This is a genomic window from Mesorhizobium sp. M0701, from assembly GCF_040320365.1.
GTDB lineage: Bacteria > Pseudomonadota > Alphaproteobacteria > Rhizobiales > Rhizobiaceae > Mesorhizobium.
The window spans coordinates 39528-59657 of record NZ_JAMYPO010000042.1; the positions used below are offsets into that span (position 1 = coordinate 39528).

Below are 20130 nucleotides of genomic sequence, written 5' to 3' on the forward strand. Positions count from 1 at the left end.
TCAGGCAGCTTCGTTGAGTCTGATCAGCTTCGACCCCCAGTCCCCCCAAACAACCGTGGTGATCGACGCTGGGTCGATATCGAAGCGAAAGCAGTTTCCCAGCGACAGGCCGAGCACCTTGCACACGGCGGCCTTGATGACGTCGGCATGGCTGACAAGTGCGACGCCCTGGTTCTGGTAGGTGCCGCGGACCTGCTCGATCAATGAGACGACGCGTTGCTGCACGTCCAGCATGGTCTCGCCGCTCGGTGTTCTCGCCTGCTGACGCTGGTCGTTCCACACTCGCCAGTCGGCATCCTGGTTCAGCTCTTCGAAGGTCTTTCCCGACCAGGTGCCGAAGTCGATCTCATCGAGTTCCTCGCGGATCACGATCTCACCGGCATTGCAGGCGAGCGCGATCGGGTTGGCAGTCTCCTGCGTGCGTTCGCGCGGGCTGCAGAAGATTGCCGCTATCGCCTCGCGTGCCATGCGGTCTGCCAGATGCGAGGCCTGTGCCTTGCCGGCTTCGCCGAGGCAAACGCCGGCCATCCGTCCGGCAAGATAACAGCCGACATTGTCGTGCGCGGCGTGGCGCACCAGAAAGAACGTCGTCGTCATTCCGCGGCATCGAGCATCGGCTCGTCCTTGCCGGCGATGAAAGAGAGCGTGCGCTGGCGGGCTTCCGCGTCGGTGAACTGCTCGGGCGGCGATTTCATGAAATAGCTGCAGGGACCGGTCAGCGCGCCCGCGATACCGCGGTCGAGCGCCAGCTTGGCGCAACGCACCGCATCGATGACGACGCCGGCCGAATTGGGCGAATCCCACACTTCCAGCTTGAGCTCGGCATTCAGCGGCACACCGCCGAAGGTCGTGCCTTCGACCCGGATATAGGCCCACTTGCGATCGGTCAGCCACGGGACATGGTCGCTCGGCCCGACGTGAATGTTGCCGGGCTCCAGGGGAACGTCGATCTGGCTGGTGACGGATTGCGTCTTTGAGATCTTCTTCGATTCCAGTCGCTCGCGCTCCAGCATGTTGAGGAAGTCGGTGTTGCCGCCGAAATTGAGCTGGTAGGTGCGATCGATACGCACGCCGCGCTCGCGGAACAGGTTGGCGAGCAGACGATGTACGATCGTCGCACCGACCTGGCTCTTGATGTCGTCGCCGATCAGCGGCAGGCCGTGCTGCTCGAAGCGGCGGCGCCACTCCGGCCGCGAGGCGATGAAGACGGGTATGCAGTTGACGAAGGCGCAGCCGGCCTCGAGCGCGCACTCGGCATAAAAGCGCGTTGCCTCCTCCGAACCGACAGGCAGATAGGACACCAGGATTTCGGCGCCGCTTTCGGCGAGGATCTTGCTGATGTTGGCGACGGGGTCGTCGGCCTCCTGGATCTCGTCGCGCAGATATTTGCCGATGCCGTCCAGTGTCGGCCCGCGTTCGACGCGAACGCCGGTAGCCGCCACATCGGCAAAGCGGAAAGTATTGTTCGGCGCGCTGTAGATCGCGTCTGCCACATCGCGTCCGACCTTGCCCTTGGCGACGTCGAAAGCGCAGACCACTTCGATGTCCTTGACATGATAGCCGCCAAGATCGGCATGCATCAGCCCGGGTATGGGCTCATTGCTCCTTGCGTCGCGGTAATAGGTGATGCCCTGGACAAGGGAGGAGGCGCAGTTGCCGACGCCGACTATTCCGATCCGAACTTTCTTCGATCCCACGAAACCGCTGCCTATGCTGTTGAAGGTAAGTTCTTCGTGCCAAACCGCCTGCCTCGCTGATTGTTCCTTGCCGGCTGCAAAAATCGTGCAACCGATGGTGGATCAAAGTAGCGCTCGCCGAGTTGTGCAGTGAGGCCAACCGGGACGGGACAATGATCGTCTATGGCGACCACAAGCGAATTGAGAGCGCGGGATATGTTCGCGGCTCAGCCTGCAAAGCGGCCGGGCACATTGCGGACATGCCAAGCGGGATCGAACGCCACGCAGCCCTGGTCGGCCTGTTCATCAAGATCTCGGAATTGGTCCAGGGCCTTGCCGATGCTGAATTCGAGGCCAACTGCATGGACAGGAATTCCCGACAGCGGATCGCGGGCGCAAATCTCCTGGTCGGCTTGGCCCGGGACGTGGGCAGATCGTGGGCGGCCGGATTCGCGATCGACGGCCCGGTCCGTGCGGACGTGCCGCGAATGCTGGCCGAACTCGATTGCGACGGCGAAATCCTCATCGACACGGCCGAGGGCTACGCCCATTACGCGCTCTATCCGGAGAGCTATTTCGTCGCCGCGCGGCAGTCGGGTCTCGATGCGAACACATGCGTAATCGGCATCCGCAGCATCGGCCTGGGGCTTGCAGCGATGGTGGCTGCAGCCATCGGCGCACCGGCACCCGTCAGCGTCCGTCCGACCGGTCATCCGTTTCGCAGGCGGCTTGCCGCCGATCCGGAACTGATCGGTAGCTGGATGACGAAGCCGTCGGCCCGCTTTGCCATCGTCGACGAAGGCCCGGGCCTGTCAGGAAGTTCGTTTCACGCCGTCGTCGCATGGCTGCAAAGGCTGGGCATCGATGCCGGGCGCATCCATCTGTTCCCCAGCCATTCGGGTGGGCCGGGTCCCGAGGCATCGGCGGACAGTCGTGAGGCATGGACGGTTTGCCAAAAACACACCGCGGATTTCGAACGGACTTTCCCCGCTGGATCCGCTGTCCCGACGTTGCGGGATTGGGTGGCCAGGACGATCGGCCGCACAGCGGCCAGCCTGACCGAAACATCCGCCGGAGAGTGGCGTCGCTTGCACTATGGCTCGCTGGATCATTGGCCACCTGTTCACCGCGGCTTCGAGCGGCGAAAGTTCCTCGCTTTTGCGGGCCGGGGAAAATGGTCGGTCAAATTCGTTGGCCTCGGCGAAATCGGAATGCAAAAGGCCGAGACCGCCAGGAAGCTGCACGATGCAGGCTTTGGCCCGGAAGTCGCCGGGCTGTGCCATGGCTTTCTCGTCGAACGCTGGATCGACGGTGCAACGCTGGACCGGGCAAGGCTTTCGAAAGAAAAAATGGTCACTCGTCTCGCGCGCTATCTGTCCTGGCGGGCAGCCAATCTGCCCGCCTCCGAACCGGGCGCCTCGCTGGAGGCGCTTGCCGACATGGCCGTGCGGAATACAAGCGAGGCTTTGGGCGAAAGCCGCGCGGCGGAGCTGCGGAACTGGTTTTCGAAACAGGCTCCGCCAAAGACCATGCAGCGGGTCGAAATCGACGGGCGGCTTCATCCGTGGGAGTTCATCCTTTCGCGAGGCGGAAGGCTGGTCAAGACGGACGCCCTCGACCATTGCCGATCGCACGATCTGATCGGCTGCCAGGACATCGCCTGGGACATTGCCGGCGCCCGTGTCGAGTACAGCCTCGCCGACGCGGCGACTGCGGCACTGTGCAAAGCTGTCGAGGCGACTACGTCTCGTCCCGTCGATGCCAAACTGGTCCACTACTACGAGCCCTGCTATCTCGCCTTCCAGCTTGGCTTGTGGAGCATGGCTGAGCGATCGGGCGATGATCGGGAACAGATCCGGCTGGCGGCCGCGGCAAGACGTTACGCTGCCGCGCTGCTTCGTTTCCTGGAAAGCCAAGGCGACCTGCCGCCGCTCGACCAGGATCAGTCCAGCCGGCGCAGCATATCCGCTTCCTTTTCGAGGATGGCCGCCACCTCCTCGCGCTGAAGATGCGTCATCATCAGGCTCACACAACATTCCAGATAGGTGATGGAGGCGCGCCGCAGGAAGGCAGCCGTCTCCTTTGCGGCCATTTGTTCGATGTCTTTGGCGGATCGCTTCGGATGCACAATCGTCTCCATTGCCGGTACCTTGACAGAACCAGAAGCTGGACGGGTTGTTCCCGCGACGAGAAAAAGTGACCAAATCCGAGACGACGGCGCTTTCATGCAGAGGCCAGACGCTCCCCGCCTCAGGCCGGCAGGTTTTGCAGCCGGCCTGAGGCAGAACGCACGGTGGCGGCAATTCGACGTCTTCTGTCGACCATCTGCGCCGTCTCAAGCTCGGCAAAATAGGCGATTGTGCGCATCAAACCCTGCCTGAGCGGCACTTTGGGCGACCAGCCGAGAAGCTTCCTTGCACGGGAAATGTCGGGTTGCCGACGACGAGGATCGTCTTGCGGCAGCGGCAGGAATTTCAAGTCCGATTTGGTGGCGGTCATGCCTCTCACCAGGCCCGCCAGTTGCAGGATGGTGAACTCCCCCGGATTGCCTAGATTGATCGGCTGGCGCGGATTGGGATTGACCTCCATCAACCGGATCAAGCCGTCGACCAGATCGGAAACGTAGCAGAACGACCTGGTCTGCAGCCCGTCGCCGAATATCGTCAGCGGCCGTCTCTCGAGTGCCTGCATGATCAGATTGGAAACGATCCGTCCGTCCGCAGGGTCCATCCTGGGACCATAGGTGTTGAAGATGCGCGCGACACGGATATCGGCTTTTCCCATTCTCAGATAGTCGAAGCACAAGGTTTCGGCGGTGCGCTTGCCTTCGTCATAGCAGGCGCGGGGGCCGATGCAGTTCACGTGGCCGACATAGTCTTCCTTCTGCGGATGCTGTTCGGGATCGCCATAAATTTCGCTGGTGGACGCCTGCACGAACCAGGCGCCATTGCGGGCGGCGAGCTCCAGCAGATTGAGCGTTCCGATGACGCAAGTCCGTGTCGTGTGGACCGGGTCGGCCTGATAGCGCGGCGGCGAGGCCGCGCACGCCATGTTGAAGATGCGGTCAACCGGTTCGCCAAGCTCCAACGGTCGGCAAATGTCCTGCTTGATCAACCGAAAATCCGGACGATCGGCGATCGATGCTATGTTCTCCATGCGGCCGGTAAGGAAATTGTCGACGCAGATCACGCGCCAGCCGGCCTGGAGCATTGTCTCGCAAAGATGCGAACCGAGGAAACCGGCGCCGCCGGCGACAAGCACGGTCCTGGTCCGTTGCGCCTTTCTTGATAGCTGCATCTCTATTTTCTCCCGTCTGCGGGTCATGCTGCACTCTCGACATCCAGATCGAGAGCAGAACGTGGCGATTTGGCCTGCGCCAGCAGCGAAACGAATTCGCGGGCTCTCGCGGTGCTTGTGTGGGCTGCCAGGATGAGCGCGCGCGCTTGCCTGGCCATGGCAAGCCGGGCGCTGTCGGATTCCCCAGACAGGATGCCGATCACGTCCTCGGTCCTGCGCGCCATGTGGATCGTTTGCCCCGGAAACAGGCTGTCCAGTCCCGCCCAGCTATCGCTGATGATCGCCGTGCCGCAGGCGGCTGCCTCGAAGAGGCGCACGCTGGGCGACCATCCGGCCGCGATCATGGAACTGCGCGTGACGTTCAACGTGTAGCGTTGGCGGCTGTAAAAGGCGGCGTGATCTGCCGGCGGCAGGTGTTCGATGCGATCCACATTGTCCGGCCAGGCGATTTCGCGCGGATATTGCGAGCCTGCCACGACGAAGCGGCGCTCCGGCATGCGACGCGCCGGTTCGAACAGCAGGGCCTCCAGCGTCGCCTGGCGGTCGGGGCTGTAGGTGCCGAGATAGCCGAGATCCCAGCGGATTGGATCACCGGTTCCGTGATGCCGTTCCGGGTCGACGGAGCAGTAGAGCGGCTCGGCCCGCCTCGCGCCGAATTCCGCCGTCAGACGGGCAAGCGTCGGCCCGCCGGTGAAGGAGAAGTAGACGTCGAAATACGGGACCTGCCGCCTGGCAATGTACTCGCAATCATCGGCCGAAAGCTTTGCCAGCGTGACCGGCGTGTCGATGTCGTAGAAGCAGAACTGTCCCGTGCACAGCGATGCCACGACGTCGATGATCTCAGGGCCTTCCGGAACGAACGAGCCGACGACCACGATATCGGCATCGCGCAGGCAGCGCGCAAAATTGCGGCGAAGATCATCGATCGTTTCATAGTAGCGCAAGGCGCAGAAATCGGGATCGCGCAGATCCCGGTGACTTGCGTACCACGGCACGTCGCGTTCGAGAAAAGTGACGCGGTGGCCGAGTTCGTGGAGACCTTTAAGCAGCCCCCGAAAGGTGGTGGCGTGGCCGTTTCCCCAGGATGAGGAGAGCGACAGGCCAAGAAAGACGATGTCGAGCGGCTTTGTCATTCGGCCGCCTCCACGGTCGGACGCTCGAAATGGCGCCGGAAGATGGCGTCGGCTAAAACGGCACGTGTCGTATAGGTATGTTCGCCAAGTGCGCGCCGAAGCGCCGATGTCCCGATCGCCTTGGCCCGTTCGGCACTAAGGCTTTGCATGATCTCGGCGACGTCCTCGCCATCGCGCGCGACTAGGATTTCCTCGCCGGGCTTCAGGAACAGGTCGACGCCGAGCCAGGCGTCGGTGATGAGGCATGCGCCGGCGCCCGCCGCCTCAAAAACGCGCGTCGCAGGTGAAAAGCCATTGGCCGCCATGCTGTCGCGGCTGATGTTTAGCACCGCCTTGGCCGTGACGTTCAATGCATTGTGGTCGCGCGTGCCGACATGGCCGAGCCATCGGACATTGGCGGGCATCTGCTTGTCGCCCCAGCCCGATCCGCCGAGCAGGAAGCGCTGATCGGCGGAGCGGCCGGCCGGGTCGAGGAAGAAGGCCTCGACGCGCGCCTCGCGGTCCGGCAGCCGGTTGCCGAGAAAGGCGAGATCGCAGGCAAAGCGAATGTCCTTGCCGACCGGATGATGCGTTTCCGGATCGAGCGCGTTGTAGATCGGCACGCATTCGGCCGCCCCCATTGCCCGATAGGCCCAGACCACCGGGTCGCCGCCGCCATAGGTCAGCACCAAGTCGATTTCCTGCAGCGCGCGATGCAGCGGATGGTCGGGCTCGTCGCGCAACTGGCCAAGCGTCGCCGGCGCATCGACATCCCAGAATACGGTGAGCGCACCGGCACGGGCGTGATCGAGCACCGCCCGCAACAGCGCGTCGTCGGCGAAACCGACGCCGCTCGCCTTGACGACGATATCTGCCTCCGCCGCCCGCGCCGCCACCTGCATCAGCGCCTGTGGGGTCGCCTCATAGACGACGACGGCACACCAGTCCGGCGCCTCGATGTCGCGGTTCTTCTGGCGATCGTAGACATCGGGCTCATAGAAGGTGATGTCATAGCCGAGCCTGGCCAGAGCCTTGAGCAGCCCGCGGTAATAGGTGGCCGCGCCGTTCCAGTAGGACGACAGCAGGCTTGACCCGTAAAATGCAATCTTCATTCGGCGGCCTCCGTTGCAAGGATCGTGTCGGCGGCTTGGCGGCGCCCGCATTCGGCGAGCACGCCGAACAATTGATCCGCCCGGTGCCGGCATGTGTGCCGCAAGCGGATGGTCTCGAGGCCCGATGTCGCCAGAGAAGCGGCGAGATCCGCGTCGTGCAGCACGGCGCGAAGATGACGCCGCATCTCGGAACCGTTGTTTGCAAACAGAAAATCTACGCCGGGCCTGAACAGGCGTTCGACATCGGACCACGGCGCCGAAACGAGCGGGATGCCGCAGGCGAGCGCCTCGAACATGCGGATGGTCGGGATGCCGGGCAGGCTTTCGCGGTATGGACGCCTGGGGATGTGCACTGTGATGCGGTTTGCTGCAAACGCCTTCGGCACGTCGGCGTTGGCGATCCAACCTTCGTAGTGCAGGCCAGCGGCCGCAAGGTCGGCGAGCGCTTGCCGTGGATAGCGAACGCCGTGGACAGTGCCGCTCAATCCGAGCTCACGCACCGGCTCGACCAGGAATTCTCTGATTTCGGCGCTGCGCTCGTCGTCGCCCCAATTGCCGATCCAGATCAGGTCGGCGCTGCGCTCGATTTCAGGATGGGGCTGGAACAGATGGTCATCGGCTGCCTCGTGCCAGGTAAAGACCCGCTTGCCCCATCCGGCGCGAAGATAGCTTTCCCGCAGCGCCTCGCCGAAGGCGAGCACGCCGTCGTAATGTTCAAGCTGCAAGGCAGAAATCGCTTGCGTGGCCGAGATGACGCGATGGTGCGTGTCGTGGAACAGCAGCGTGAAACGGCCGCCAGTTGCTTTCGCCTTGCCCAGCCGCGCAACAAGGTCCGGCTCGGTCCACTCATGCACGATCACCACATCGGCATAGGATATCCAGGCTTCATGGTCGAAAGCGGCATCGTAGGTCACCGGCATCAACTCGGGGAAATCCTTCCGGAATCGCTCGATCGCGAAGGACCCTTTCTCGGCTACCAGGTTCGACCGGCTCCAACCGTCGGCGGGTTCCAGCGCGATCGTCTGGTGCCCGCGCGCGACCAGCTCACGCATGATGCCGCGCAGGAAATGTGCGTTGCCGTGGTTCCAGTCGGAAACGATCGAATGGGTGTAGAACAAAAACCGCATGATCAACTATCCGCCATGGTGGCCAGGGCCGCCTTGTCGTAGACGCCGCGCATGGCAGTCGCCTGTCTTGCCAATGAAAATCTGCGGCTTCGGCGGGCGGCTGCCTCACCGAGTTCTCGCCGGCGCTGCGCGTCGCTACAAAGGTTGTTGATGCATCTGGCGAGATCGTCCGGATCGCGCGCGTCGTAGAATAAGGCCGCGCCGTCCCACAATTCGCGATAGGTCGAGATATCGGCGAGCACCAAAGGCGTCTTCGACATCGCGGCTTCCAGCGTGGCCAGACCGAACGGTTCGTAGAGCGACGGCGATACGAAAATGCCGGCCCGGGCCATCAGCAAGCGCACTTCCTCATGCGGCACCGGCCCGACGGGAACCGCATGACTGAAGCCAACATGCTGGCCGTCCGGCCCTTGCAGCGAACCGGCGACGAAAACCGGCCATTGCGTCAGGGAGGCGGCCTGGTCCAGCACCGCCGCATTCTTTCCTTCGTCCCACCAGCGCGCGGCGGCGAAAACGACCGATTCCCGTCTTTCGCTCTTCGCGCCGGGCCGTGCGCCGTTGCCGACGACGCTCAGGCGCGCGATCGGCCCGTAGCAGGTTTCGAGCATGTCGGCATGGCTGCGGCTGGGCGCAACGACCATGCCTGCTTTGTCGAAACCGCGCCGGTTGCGGTCCTTCTGCCAGGCCCATTCGCCGTCCGCCGCCTGTCCCTTGACGGCGTGGAACCATGTCACCACGCAGGAATGCGAGACCGCTACCACCGGGCAGGGCACATCGAGCCCCGCGGCCTGCGTCGGCGCGTTGAGATGGACGATTTCGACGGCGTAGTCACGTATGAGCGGGTGCAGCTCCTGCTGCAATGTGTCGAGGTCGTGCTCGTTGCGGGTCATCCAGTCGGGCGGCGTGTTGAGCCATGTCAGCGTTGCGAATGACTGGGCCTCCTCCGCCTGCTGCCTGGACGGTTCCGGACCAAGCCCGGCAAGCACGACGCTGTCGCCGCCGGCGACCAGTTGCCTGGCCAGATCGAGCGCATAACGCCAGACGCCCCCAACGGCATCGACAGTCATCAGGATACGCCGCGGCCGCGGGCTCAGTGTCCGCAACATGTGGCCTCCAATTCGGCCAGCGGACGCGGCCGCTTCTCCTGGATGTCGCTGAACGTTCGGAAGGATGCGAGATAATGTTCATGCGCGCGCTCCCAGGCGAGATCGTCCGGCTCGCCCCAAAGTTCGCGGTAGCTCGGCGAACTCGGATAAGGATAGAGCGGCACCGGTTCGTTGGCCCAAACGCCGTTGTCGATCAGGTGCTTCCGCCAATAATCGACGAGCGCGGGATCGTCCTCGACCACGCCGATCAGATTGGCCTGCACGAACGGCACGTGGCGCCTTGCGTCGACCAGCAGCGCGGCCAGCTCCTCGGTGCCCAAACGGCAGCGTTTTGCCAGCATGGCGCGGCCTTCCACCGTCAGGCTTTCGAGCCCCGCCTCTATGGAGACGCAGCCGGCGGCGCCGAGCAGTCTCAGCAGTTCCGGTTTCCAGAGGTCGATACGGGTCTGCACGCCGAACTTCACATCGCGATCGACCAGCGCTTCCAGCAATGCCTTTTGTGGCAGGAATATCTCGTCGATGAAGTAGATGTAACCGACACCCTGTGCGATCAGCCGGTCGATCTCGGCGATCACCGCCTCGTGGTTCCTGCGGCGGTAAGGATCGCGGAAATCGATCTTGGCGCAGAAGCTGCAATTATACGGGCAACCGCGTGACGCTTCGACCTCCGCTCCGAAACCGACCTGATCATCGTCGAAGCGATGATGGTGGTGCGAATGGGCGGCAATCCAGTCCGATGGCCATTCGAGCGGCGGGTGATCGATGAACGAACTCGCATGGACGCCGCCGTTCGAGACCAGTTTTCCGTTCTCGAAACGGGCGGTGGACGGCACCGCAGTCCAGTCGTCGCGCCGGGCAAGTTCCGCGACCACTTCCTCGCATTCGCCGCGCACGACGACGTCGACGCCAAGCTTGCGTAATGTCGGCGCCGGCGTCGCAGAGCCATGCGGACCGACGGCGACGGTGCGGCCGCCGCGTCCGGCAAGCCGGTTGAGGAAATCGGCCGGCACGCGCAACTCGGGCGGTGCACAGCGCCAGAACAGGTAGGTCGGCGCGGTGCTGACGACGGTCATGTCAGGCTCGAAGGCGGCGACGCGATCGGCGAGCGCGGCGTTGTCGAGCTTCTGGATCTGCCCGTCCAGCATCAGCACCTTGTGGCCGGCTGCTTCGAGCAGCGCTTTCGAATAGCCGAGTTCGAGCGGCAGATGCGGCTGGCGGCAGCCGAAATAGATGCTGTCCTGGTACGTCCAGGACGGATTGACCAGAGCGACCCTCATGCCACGTACCTCGCCGGTTCGGGATGCGGGTCGAGGCGATGACGCTGCAGCCAGTCGGCGAGGTCGCGGATGCCGTTTTGCCACGGGACGTGCGCTTTCCATCCCAGTGCCGCCTCGATCGCGCGTGTGTCGGCGACGAAGAACGGTTGGTCGCCGGTGCGTTCGCGGTCGTAACGTATCGGAACGTCCCGTTTCGTTATGTCGCGAATCTCCTTCAGCAGCATGCGCAGGCTGACGGCGTTGTCCGGTCCGCCGCCGAGATTGAATGGCTGGCCCTTGACCGCCTCGATGCGGTCGAGCACGGCGCGGTAAGCCGCGACCGCGTCGGCAACGTGGAGGATGTCGCGCACCTGCTTGCCATCACCGTAGATGGTGATCGGCCGGTCGGAGAACGCGTTAAGCAGGAAATGGGCGACCCAGCCCTGATCCTCCGTCCCGAACTGGCGCGGTCCATAGATGCAGCTCATGCGCAGCACCGCCGTCGGCAGATCGTATGACTTGGCGTAATCGAGGACATACTGGTCCGCTGCGCCCTTGGAGCAGCCATAGGGCGTGCAGAAATCGAGGCCGCGCGTCTCGTCGACGCCGTGCGCTCGGACGCCCGCGTCGCGAGGCGCGTATCTGCCGTCTTCTTCGCGCATGGCGAGGTCGGCGAGGCGGCCATAGACCTTGTTGGTGCTGGCGAAAACGACGGGGATGCGCTTGCCGCTGCGGCGAGCGGCTTCCAGGACGTTGAACGTCCCGCGCAGGTTGATGTCGAAATCCTCGTCCGGCCGAACTAGGCTCGTGGTGACGGCGGTCTGCGCGGCAAAGTGGAAAACTGCCCTCGAGCCTGCCACCAACGGCGTGAGCGCCTCGGCGTCACGGACATCGGCGATCTCGACAGCGAGGCGGTTGCCGTGCTTTTGCGTCAGCCATTCCAGGTTCTGCTCGACGCCGGGACGGCTCAGATTGTCGATGACCAGCACCGGCTCGCCGTCCGACAACAGGCTGTCGGCGAGGTTCGAGCCGATGAAGCCGCTGCCGCCGATAATGGCGACGGGCGCTTCGCGAAAATTGCGTGAATCCGGTCTCATGATACCAGCCCTCGCGCTTCGAGTTCCCGCTTCATCTCTGCACTGCGATCGATGGCGACCGTGTTGCGCACCCAGGCGACGAAATCGCCGAGCGAATGCTCCAGCCGGTACTGCGGCTGGAAGCCGAGCAGTTCGCGCGCCTTCGAGATGTCGGCAAAGCAGTTGCGGATATCGCCGGAGCGTGCCTTGCCGAGGATTTCCGGCTGGCGCCCAGGCACGCCCATGGCTTCGGCGAGCAGCCGGGCGACCTCGCTGACCGGGTAGGCCCGCCCGCTGCCGATGTTGATCACGTGGCCGCGCGCCTGAGGCTGTTCCAGCGCCAGCCGGAAGGCGAGGGCGACATCGCGTACATGAACGAAGTCGCGCTGCTGTTCGCCGTCTTCGAAAATCAGCGGCCGCTGGCCATTGGCGATGCGCGAGGCGAAGTTCGCCAACACGCCGGTATACGGGTTGGAGAGTGCCTGTCCGGCGCCGAAGACATTGAACAGGCGCAGCGCCACCGCATCGACGCCATAGGCTTCGCCGAAGATCAGCACGGCGCGTTCCTGGGCGTATTTTGTCAATGCGTAGATCGAGGCGAGGTCGACCGGTTTCTGCTCGTCGGTCGGCAGCGGCGACAGGACTTCACCTTCCGGCGACAGGGGATTCCATTGGCCGCTGCGGATGTCGTCCGGCTGCCGTCTTGCATTGTCGATGCGCCGGCCGTCCGGCGTGGCATAGAGACCCTCGCCATAGACGCTCATCGACGACGCAACGACGATCCGTTCGATCGGGCGTTTGATCAGCACTTCCAGCAACGTGGCGGTGCCGAGGTCGTTGGCGCCGACATAGCGGGCGATCTCGTACATGGACTGGCCGACGCCCACTTCAGCCGCCAGGTGAATGATCGCGTCGACATCGTCGACCGCCTCTGCGACGGCGTCGCGATCGCGAACGTCGCCTTTGATCAGCTTGGCGCCTGGCGGCAGGCTGATTGCCTCGCCGCCATGCACCTGGTCCAGCAGCGCATCGAGAATTGAAACCCCATAGCCATGTTCAACGAGTTCCTGGGCGACGTGGCGGCCGATGAAACCGCAGCCTCCCGTGACCAGTATACGTTTCACGACAACTCCTCATACGAATGGCTTTGCCGCCCCAAACTTCCGGGCGAAAGGTTTGTTCCCTTGCTTCAACAAAGTTCAGGAGGCTCGCCGGGGTAGGTTCAACCAGGCGTGGGAACATCGAAGGCTGCTTGGTGTTAGGAGCCATGTTCGACTAACCGCGCGCACATGCCGGGCAGCGATGCATCTGCTGGTTGTGTGGAGGCAGACCGGCAACGCGGGGGTCTCGCGGTCTGCGGTGGAATCGAAGGGAGATTGCGATGTCTGAATCGAAGACGACCACCGATCACGACGAAATCCGCCGTTGGGCCGAGGATCGCGACGGGCGGCCGGCGGTTGTGCGCACCAAGGGCGAGGGCGGCATACTGCGCATCGACTTCGGCGAGCCTGAAGAGACGTTCGAGCCCGTTGAATGGGACGAGTTCTTCAGGATCTTCGATGAGAACGAACTGGCGTTCCTCTACCAGGATGAGACCAGCGGCGGAAAGACTAGCCGCTTCAACAAGTTCGTCGAGCGCAGCCGGAAAGGCTAACATCGTCTAGTACCCCTGCACAGAGGATTCGACGGGTTCGATGGGTTGTAGCCTGGGTAGGATATCGGGTTTGACGAGCAGTTCAATGCTGCGCGCGAGGCCCGGTTGCCTGCGGATCAATCCGGCCCGCTCGAGGGTGAGCACCATCTGATGGACGGAAGGCGCGGTGACGCTGAAGAAGCGCTGCATGTCGCGTTGGCCGCAGAACTATTCGAGACGACGGAAGCGATCGAGCGCGTCCTCGTCATAAGGGATGCCTCTCAACTCTCGGGGTGCGCCGACGCTAGACTTCGCCTGGAAAAGGCGACGACGCGCATCATCGACTATGGCTGCGGCGGCCTCACGCAAGAACCCTTTCACGTGAAGATCGTGCTTGCAGATGGCGTCGCCGCCTACGTCGGATCGGCCAACCTGCTCAGGCGCTCGAAGGCAGCAAACCAGAGTGCGGAATGTTATCGAGGGTCCGGCTGTTCATGCCGTCAAAGTGCTCATCGATGCGGTTGCCAACATGGAGGAAGCAATCTCCACGAGGTGCTGACCACGAAACGGTATCATGGAACTATTGCCAATGCCGTCATGGCGAGAGTGTTAGCGCAATCGCTGTCACCGGAAGCGCGCGCTTATGTGCCGTGCTGGAATGCACATGAAGAATCCGCGTCCGCGCGGCCTCGTCGATTTCCTTGCCTTCGAGGAAATCGTCGATCTGTTCATACGTGACGCCATGGGCATCTTCGTCAGGACGAAGCGGGACAAGGTTCTCCAGGTCGGCGGTCGGGATCTTGTCGACGAGTTCGGGCGGAGCGCCCAGATGCGCGGCCAAGGCTCGCACCCTGCGTTTGTTTAGCCCCGAAAGAGGAAGGATATCGGCGGCGCCGTCACCGAACTTGGTGAAGAAGCCCATCAGTGCCTCGGCCGCATGGTCGGTGCCGATGACCAGTCCTCGGCTGGCACCGGCGAGCGCGAACTGGGCAATCATGCGCTGACGCGCCTTGATGTTGCCAAGCAAGAAATCCTCGCGGCCTGCGTCGCCGAACTCGACACCAGCCCGCTTGATCGAATCTAGCATTGCGTCGGCAGCCGGCTTGATGTCGACCCGATGCACTTCGTCCGCCCCTATGGTGTCCAAAGCCCGCTGGGCGTCGCTCTCGTCGGCCTGGTTGCCATACGGGAGCCGAACGGCCAGGAATTTGGCGTCGTATCCAGCCGCTCGCAGTTCCTCAACGGCCCGTTGAGCCAGAAGGGCCGCGGTAAGGGAATCCACCCCGCCGCTGATCCCCAGCACATAGGTGCTGAGCCCCGATGCACGCAGATACGTGCCGAGAAAGTCGATACGCCGGCGTGCCTCCAGCGCGACGTCAACACTGGGAGCGACACCCAACGCGTTGATGATCATTTCCTGTTCGGTCATTGGCAGTGGGTGCTCCTGATATCACAGCAATGACGGGTTCGATGGGTTGTAGCCTGGGTAAGATATCGGGTTTGACGAGCAGTTCAATGCTGTGCGCGAGGCTGGGTTGCCTGCGGATCAATCCAGCGCGCTCAAGGGCGAGCACCATCTTATGGACGAAAGGCGCGGTGACGCCGAAGAAGCGCTGCATGTCGCGTTCGGACGTTGTTGGATTGCGATCCGCAGCACCAAGGTGACGAAGGCGGTCAATATTCTTCGCGTTGACAGCGGTTCTGTGGGAAGCGAAAGCTGCGTCCAATAGGAAGCTCGCGCTACCTCTTCTCCAGGCCTTTGAGATGTTCGATGAAGGCCCGCAGTTTGGGGTGAACTTGAGACCGCTGCGGGTAGTAGAGGTACACACCCGAGCTTGTCCCGGTGAAGTGGTCCAGAACGACTTCGAGCTTGCCGCTCGTCACCTTGTCGCTGATCGCTTCTTCAGGGCTGTAAACGACCCCTAAGCCGTCGACGGCCGCATCGATCGCCAGCAGAACATCATTGAGGATCAGCGGCCCCTTTACCTGAACCTCAAATTCCTTGCCGTCGCTCTCGAACTCCCACCGATCGTACACACGATTGCCAGCTCCCGCGCAGATGCAAGGATGGGCCAACAGGTCTTTTGGATGTTCAGGGTGCCCATGCTTGTCAAGGTAGGCCGGTGCAGCAGCCACAACCCATCGGATGGGACCGAAGAGTTTGAGCGCCACGACATCTTTGGCAAGGATGTCTGACACCCGTATTCCTGCATCAAACCCGCGCTCGAATATGTTGGTGGCCGCGTTCTCGAAGAAGATCTCAACCGTCACATCCGGGTACTTTTCGATAAAGGTCGCGATCAGCGGCCTAAGGAAGTTCGGATAGACGGTCTGCGGGACATTCAAGCGCAGACGACCGGCAGGCTTGTCCGCAGCGCTTCCCGCGTCCTTCATAGCGGAAAGGATCGCATCCAGCGCCGGTCCCGCCTGTTGCAGGAATTTCTCCCCGGCTTCGGTCAAGCTCGTAGCTCGTGTCGTTCTTGTAAGCAGGGTGACGCCCAGGCGAGTTTCGAGGTGTCTGATCATCTTGCTTATCGCAGGCGGCGAAACCCTGAGTGCTTCTGCCGCCGCCGTGAAGTTCCGCTTCTCGGCGACAAGCGCAAACGCCACAAGCCCATCAAGCTGATCCTTGTCCATTATGAACCTCTGGTTAATGTCGCATCAACCCGAATGCCATTTTTTGAAAGGAACGGCCATCGTATTCTGCGCTCACTTACGAAGACACAGCCGCAAACGCTGATGTGTTTCGGAGGTTGATCAAACCCAGTGGAGGTGCAGCACCATGAAGAACTATGCAGACGATTTCGAAACAGGCGCTCCCGAGATGCCAAGCCGCCGTAAATTGTTCGCCGCTGGGCTAGGCATCGCCGCAGCGTCACTGCTGCCTCTTTCCGAGTCGAGAGCTCAAACGGCAACATCGGGTGCCGCAGCCACAGGTGCAAGGTCATCGAACCTTCAGCGTCGCATGCTCGGCTCGCTGGAAGTCTCTGCCATGGGGATGGGCTGCCAAAACTTTGCCGGGATGTACAGCCCGCCGACGAACAGGCAGGAGGCCGTGCGGATCATCCGGGCGGCGCATGACCGGGGCGTGACCTTTTTCGACGTCGCTGAAGTCTATGGACCCTTCCTGGGCGAGGATATTGTTGGCGAGGCGCTTTCGCCGATCCGCTACCAGGTGATCATCGCGACCAAGTTCGGCTTCGACATCACGCCCGAAGGCCAGGTCACAGGCCTCAACAGCCGCCCTGACAATATCAAGCGGGTGACCGAGCAACAGCTTCGCCGCTTGAAGACGGACTACATTGATCTTCAATACCAACACCGTGTCGATCCGACCGTGCCCGTCGAAGAAGTGGCCGGAGCGGTGCAGGAATTGATCCGTGAAGGCAAGGTCCGCCACTTCGGCTTGTCCGCTGCAGGCGAAGCGACCATCCGCCGCGCCCACAAAGTGCAGCCAGTCACGGCGGTGCAGAATGAATACTCTGTCTGGACCCGCGATCCGGAGGTGGAGGTTCTGGCGACCTGCGAGGAGCTTGGCATCGGGTTCGTGCCATGGAGCCCGCTCGGCATGGGATACCTGACCGGTACAGTCACCCCCATGTTCGTGCATGGCCCTGCCGACCTACGGGCCAACCTGCCGCGCTTCACGCCTGAAGCCCGCCGCGCCAACTGGCCGGTGGTCGAACTGCTACAGCGCGTAGGCGCACGTCATCAGGCTGCGCCCGGCCAGGTCGCCCTTGCCTGGTTGCTCGCCCGCAAGCCGTGGATCGTGCCCATTCCCGGCCCGATAACGGAGGACCAGATGGACCAGAACATGGACGCGCTGCAGGTCCAGTTGAGTGCGGCCGATGTCAAGGAGATCGATGACGGCTTTGCCCGGATCACGGTCCAGGGCGCGCGTCTGAGCCCACCAATGCTCGCGATGATCGATACCGGCGCAAAACTTGGAACGAGTTCCAAGGGCGGAACCGGCATGTCACCGGTCAGGTGACCAACCCACAAGAACCGACGGGCTGAAGTCTAGCCGGGTACCTGCGGCGCTTCTTGTCCGAGGCGCTGCCACCTCTGTGGTCCTCGCTCCGGTCTTTCCGGATCGGTAAGGCCAGCCAGAGAGCACAACGAAGGAGACTACCATGAATAACAACAATCGGGTCGCTGTAATCACTGGTGCATCCTCCGGAATCGGTGAGGCGCTGGCACGTGAGCTTCTTTCAGAAGGATATCGCGTAGCCCTTCTAGGGCGGCGCCTTGAGCGTGTCGCGGCACTCGCAGACGAACTCGGCGAAGGCGCTATCGCGATCCAGGCTGACGTGACCGACCGGGACTCCATCGCTGGAGCCGCCGCGCGCGTCCAGGAGTTCGGCGGCGCCGATGTTCTAGTCAACAACGCAGGCGTGATGCTCACAGCGCCGTTTGGATCGGACAAGCGATCCGAGCATCGGCAGATGGTCGAAACCAATCTCCTGGGTGCCATGACTGTGACTGAGGTTTTCCTTGACCAACTCCGCGCCAAGAAGGGAGATCTGGTGAACATCTCTTCTGTGGCAGGTCGCGTAGCTCCAGCCGGGTTCGCTGCCTATTCGGCAACCAAATGGGGGATCAACGGCTGGTCCGAGGCGCTTCGCGTCGAACTCCAGCCAGACATCCGCGTGATAGTCATCGAGCCTGGTGCGGTGGCGACAGAATTATCCGACCACATCACACACGAGGAAAGCAAAAAGTCTGCTCAGGACTACCGCGACAACGTTGCAATTCCGGCTCAGGACATCGCCGAAATCATAGCCTTTGCTCTCAGCCGGCCGAAGCGGACGTCCCTCAACGAGATCCTGGTCCGCCCGACCGTGCAGGCGATGTGAACAACTGTCTTACAGCCCCATGCGCCGCAAGATCGGTGAAGGGCTGACAACATGAAAGGACACATGAGATGAGTAACAAAGTGTGGTTCATCACCGGGGCAGGACGTGGCCTCGGCCTGGACATTGCCAAGGCGGCCCTGGCAGCCGGCCACAAGGTGGTCGCGACTGGCCGTAATCCAGACAAGGTGGCGAACGCTCTAGGTGCTTCCGACGACCTTCTTGTCGTGAAACTCGATGTCACCAAGGCCGCTGACGCCGACGCCGCCGCGCAGGCGACCCTTGAGCGGTTCGGACGGATCGACGTGCTGGTCAACAACGCGGCCAGCTTCTACGCCGGGTATTTCGAGGAACTGTCTCCCAAGCAGATGCAGTTGCAGCTAAGCACGAGCCTTGACGGTCCGATGATCGTGACGCGGGCGTTCCTTCCGGTCATGCGCAAGCAGCGCTCCGGCCAGATCGTCTCGATCTCCTCGACGGCAGGTCTGATGGGCTTTGAATTCTGCACAGCCTACTCTGCTTCGAAGTTTGGCCTCGATGGCTGGATGGAAGCGCTGCAGACTGAAGTCGGTCCGTTCGGCGTCCAGACGATGATCGTCAACCCAGGCTTTTTCCGCACGGAGCTTCTGACGGAGGAGTCCACTAGTTACGCGGAAATCGCGATCGAAGATTATCACGAGCGACGCACGGCACAGATTGCCTTCTGGAAGTCCCAGCACGGCAAGCAGGGCGGTGACCCCGCTAAGCTGGCACGCGCTCTAATCACGCTCGCTGAGCAGGACGAACTGCCACGGCGCTTCCTCGCTGGCTCTGACGCTATCCAGGTGGCGGAGCAGAAGATTGCTCTCTTGCAGCAGCAGATCGAAGCGTACCGAGAACTGTCGAGTTCTCTCGCCATAGACTGAGAACGCTGGAACGCCCTGAGTCCACACCCTGCGTGCGGGCTTTGGGGCATTCGCCGATCCTCTATCTGCGTACCTTCCGAAGTCCGCTTTGGGCCGACTGCAGTCTTCGGGGCCACATTACTTCCCCTTGTAAGCCCAAGGCAGCGGCTCATCGATCCGGCTCTGCTTGTGACCGTTGACGATGGCGGTGAGCGTCTTGATCACGTAGGCCTGCGGATCGACGGCGTTGAGTTTGCAGGTCTCGATGAGCGATGCGATGGTGGCCCAGTTCTCGGCTCCAGCGTCGTGCCCCGCAAAGAGTGCATTCTTGCGATTGAGGGCCATCTCGGGGTCATTCTGCCCATGTTGGGCAGGAGGTCGAGGTCCATTACCGTTGGCACCCGTATTTCGGACGTCGGCTTCGCTGCGAGAACAGCGAAGAGCGCGCCAACGGCCGGATCATTCATCTCGTCGTCGCGCCCGGGCATGTCATTACCGCTCCGGCTTGGATGATCGATCCCGTGGCTTGCGCGGCGATGGACCTAGGCCCCCCGCGCGTATCGCTTGCCGCGCTGCTTGAGCTACACAAGCTCTTGATCGAACGCCGTTTCCGGCGAGGCTCTCCGGATGGTTTCACCATCGCGGAGGCGCAACATGAGAACCCTGCCACCCCCGACACGATCTCTCGTGGTCGTTCGCCAACTCAGCTTGCCGCTCGACTCGGAGAAGCTGAACGGGCTGAGTTCAGCGCAACGGACCATAGTGATCGCCCGGCTCGCCAACGTATTGATGGCCGCCGCCGGCGTGGCAACGGAGGAGGAGAGCTGCGATGACGAGCGGTAATCTGATTCCGACTGCCGTCCTCAAGCGCAAGGCCGTCGTCTATGTGCGTCAGTCCACTCAGGCGCAGGTTCAGCTCAACCTTGAGAGCCAGCGTCGGCAATATGAGCTTGTCGACGTCGCGCGGCGCTGGGGATTCCGCAAAGTAGAGGTGATCG

General features: G+C 62.5%; 21 protein-coding genes and 2 pseudogenes. 8 read left to right on the forward strand and 15 right to left on the reverse strand.

Features of this window, described 5'->3' with window-relative positions:
• Both NKI24_RS28580 and NKI24_RS28585 read right to left on the reverse strand, forming a co-directional pair.
• Complete coding sequence (locus NKI24_RS28580) at nt 1–597, reverse strand: histidine phosphatase family protein (RefSeq protein ID WP_352743960.1); 597 nt, start codon at nt 595–597, stop codon at nt 1–3.
• Nucleotides 594–1697 carry an inositol-3-phosphate synthase gene (locus NKI24_RS28585; protein ID WP_352451533.1) on the reverse strand — a complete coding sequence of 368 codons (1104 nt, stop codon included), beginning with the start codon at nt 1695–1697 and terminating at the stop codon, nt 594–596. The genes NKI24_RS28580 and NKI24_RS28585 overlap by 4 nt, the downstream gene beginning before the upstream one ends.
• A 239-nt stretch (nt 1698–1936) precedes the next feature.
• Here NKI24_RS28585 and NKI24_RS28590 point away from each other — a divergent pair, with 239 nt between their 5' ends.
• Nucleotides 1937–3682 (forward strand): protein kinase family protein, encoded by a 1746-nt coding sequence (locus tag NKI24_RS28590; RefSeq protein WP_352750028.1) that lies wholly within the window; start codon nt 1937–1939, stop codon nt 3680–3682.
• Here NKI24_RS28590 and NKI24_RS28595 read toward each other — a convergent pair.
• Genes NKI24_RS28595 through NKI24_RS28635 form a run of 9 tightly spaced genes read right to left on the reverse strand, consistent with a single transcriptional unit; the run spans nt 3619 to nt 12886 of the window.
• A complete protein-coding gene (locus NKI24_RS28595; RefSeq protein ID WP_352750029.1) occupies nt 3619–3903 on the reverse strand; it encodes a hypothetical protein in 285 nt (94 codons plus the stop codon). The genes NKI24_RS28590 and NKI24_RS28595 overlap by 64 nt on opposite strands.
• A 23-nt stretch (nt 3904–3926) precedes the next feature.
• Nucleotides 3927–4973 (reverse strand): UDP-glucuronic acid decarboxylase family protein, encoded by a 1047-nt coding sequence (locus tag NKI24_RS28600; RefSeq protein ID WP_352750030.1) that lies wholly within the window; start codon nt 4971–4973, stop codon nt 3927–3929.
• A gap of 23 nt (nt 4974–4996) precedes the next feature.
• On the reverse strand, nt 4997–6106 hold the full coding sequence (locus NKI24_RS28605) for a CgeB family protein (RefSeq protein WP_352750031.1): 1110 nt from the start codon (nt 6104–6106) through the stop codon (nt 4997–4999).
• Nucleotides 6103–7197: a CgeB family protein gene (locus NKI24_RS28610; protein WP_352750032.1), complete on the reverse strand. Its 1095-nt coding sequence runs from the start codon at nt 7195–7197 to the stop codon at nt 6103–6105. Before NKI24_RS28610 ends, NKI24_RS28605 begins: the two co-directional genes overlap by 4 nt.
• Nucleotides 7194–8324, reverse strand: coding sequence for a CgeB family protein (locus NKI24_RS28615; RefSeq protein ID WP_352750033.1), 1131 nt, complete (start codon nt 8322–8324; stop codon nt 7194–7196). The genes NKI24_RS28610 and NKI24_RS28615 overlap by 4 nt, the downstream gene beginning before the upstream one ends.
• A gap of 2 nt (nt 8325–8326) precedes the next feature.
• On the reverse strand, nt 8327–9430 hold the full coding sequence (locus NKI24_RS28620) for a glycosyltransferase family 4 protein (protein ID WP_352750034.1): 1104 nt from the start codon (nt 9428–9430) through the stop codon (nt 8327–8329).
• Complete coding sequence (locus tag NKI24_RS28625; RefSeq protein ID WP_352750035.1) at nt 9415–10707, reverse strand: TIGR04295 family B12-binding domain-containing radical SAM protein; 1293 nt, start codon at nt 10705–10707, stop codon at nt 9415–9417. The genes NKI24_RS28620 and NKI24_RS28625 overlap by 16 nt, the downstream gene beginning before the upstream one ends.
• Nucleotides 10704–11783, reverse strand: coding sequence for an NAD-dependent epimerase/dehydratase family protein (locus tag NKI24_RS28630; RefSeq protein WP_352750036.1), 1080 nt, complete (start codon nt 11781–11783; stop codon nt 10704–10706). The genes NKI24_RS28625 and NKI24_RS28630 overlap by 4 nt, the downstream gene beginning before the upstream one ends.
• Nucleotides 11780–12886, reverse strand: coding sequence for an NAD-dependent epimerase/dehydratase family protein (locus NKI24_RS28635; RefSeq protein ID WP_352750037.1), 1107 nt, complete (start codon nt 12884–12886; stop codon nt 11780–11782). The genes NKI24_RS28630 and NKI24_RS28635 overlap by 4 nt, the downstream gene beginning before the upstream one ends.
• A gap of 257 nt (nt 12887–13143) precedes the next feature.
• Between NKI24_RS28635 and NKI24_RS28640 the strand changes: the two genes are divergently transcribed.
• Nucleotides 13144–13416 (forward strand): hypothetical protein, encoded by a 273-nt coding sequence (locus NKI24_RS28640; RefSeq protein WP_023676123.1) that lies wholly within the window; start codon nt 13144–13146, stop codon nt 13414–13416.
• 6 nt (nt 13417–13422) lie between these two features.
• On the opposite strand, the gene NKI24_RS28645 is transcribed toward NKI24_RS28640, so the two are convergent.
• Together NKI24_RS28645 and nadE are read right to left on the reverse strand one after the other, a co-directional pair.
• Nucleotides 13423–13605, reverse strand: a complete 183-nt coding sequence (locus NKI24_RS28645; protein ID WP_352451545.1) for a LexA family transcriptional regulator — start codon at nt 13603–13605, stop codon at nt 13423–13425.
• Nucleotides 13606–13990: 385 nt separating this feature from the next.
• On the reverse strand, nt 13991–14824 hold the full coding sequence (gene nadE, locus NKI24_RS28650) for an NAD(+) synthase (protein ID WP_352750038.1): 834 nt from the start codon (nt 14822–14824) through the stop codon (nt 13991–13993).
• Between the two features lie 106 nt (nt 14825–14930).
• Between nadE and NKI24_RS28655 the strand changes: the two genes are divergently transcribed.
• A complete protein-coding gene (locus tag NKI24_RS28655) occupies nt 14931–15125 on the forward strand; it encodes a hypothetical protein (protein ID WP_352750039.1) in 195 nt (64 codons plus the stop codon).
• A gap of 10 nt (nt 15126–15135) precedes the next feature.
• On the opposite strand, the gene NKI24_RS28660 is transcribed toward NKI24_RS28655, so the two are convergent.
• A complete protein-coding gene (locus tag NKI24_RS28660; protein WP_352750040.1) occupies nt 15136–16032 on the reverse strand; it encodes a LysR family transcriptional regulator in 897 nt (298 codons plus the stop codon).
• Between the two features lie 328 nt (nt 16033–16360).
• On the opposite strand from NKI24_RS28660, the gene NKI24_RS28665 reads away from it, so the two are divergent.
• From NKI24_RS28665 to NKI24_RS28675, 3 genes are all read left to right on the forward strand, one after another.
• Nucleotides 16361–17386 (forward strand): aldo/keto reductase, encoded by a 1026-nt coding sequence (locus tag NKI24_RS28665; protein ID WP_352750041.1) that lies wholly within the window; start codon nt 16361–16363, stop codon nt 17384–17386.
• Nucleotides 17387–17528: 142 nt separating this feature from the next.
• On the forward strand, nt 17529–18251 hold the full coding sequence (locus tag NKI24_RS28670; protein WP_023676116.1) for an SDR family oxidoreductase: 723 nt from the start codon (nt 17529–17531) through the stop codon (nt 18249–18251).
• A 68-nt stretch (nt 18252–18319) separates the two neighbouring features.
• Nucleotides 18320–19153: an SDR family NAD(P)-dependent oxidoreductase gene (locus tag NKI24_RS28675; RefSeq protein ID WP_352750042.1), complete on the forward strand. Its 834-nt coding sequence runs from the start codon at nt 18320–18322 to the stop codon at nt 19151–19153.
• Between the two features lie 117 nt (nt 19154–19270).
• Here the strand turns inward: NKI24_RS28675 and NKI24_RS28680 are convergent.
• Nucleotides 19271–19477: pseudogene (locus tag NKI24_RS28680) on the reverse strand (transposase domain-containing protein); the annotation flags it as partial.
• A 309-nt stretch (nt 19478–19786) separates the two neighbouring features.
• Here NKI24_RS28680 and NKI24_RS28685 point away from each other — a divergent pair.
• Together NKI24_RS28685 and NKI24_RS28690 are read left to right on the forward strand one after the other, a co-directional pair.
• Nucleotides 19787–19975, forward strand: a complete 189-nt coding sequence (locus tag NKI24_RS28685) for a hypothetical protein (RefSeq protein ID WP_352458677.1) — start codon at nt 19787–19789, stop codon at nt 19973–19975.
• Nucleotides 19962–20130, forward strand: a pseudogene (locus NKI24_RS28690) (recombinase family protein); the annotation flags it as partial. The gene NKI24_RS28685 and the pseudogene NKI24_RS28690, both read left to right, overlap by 14 nt.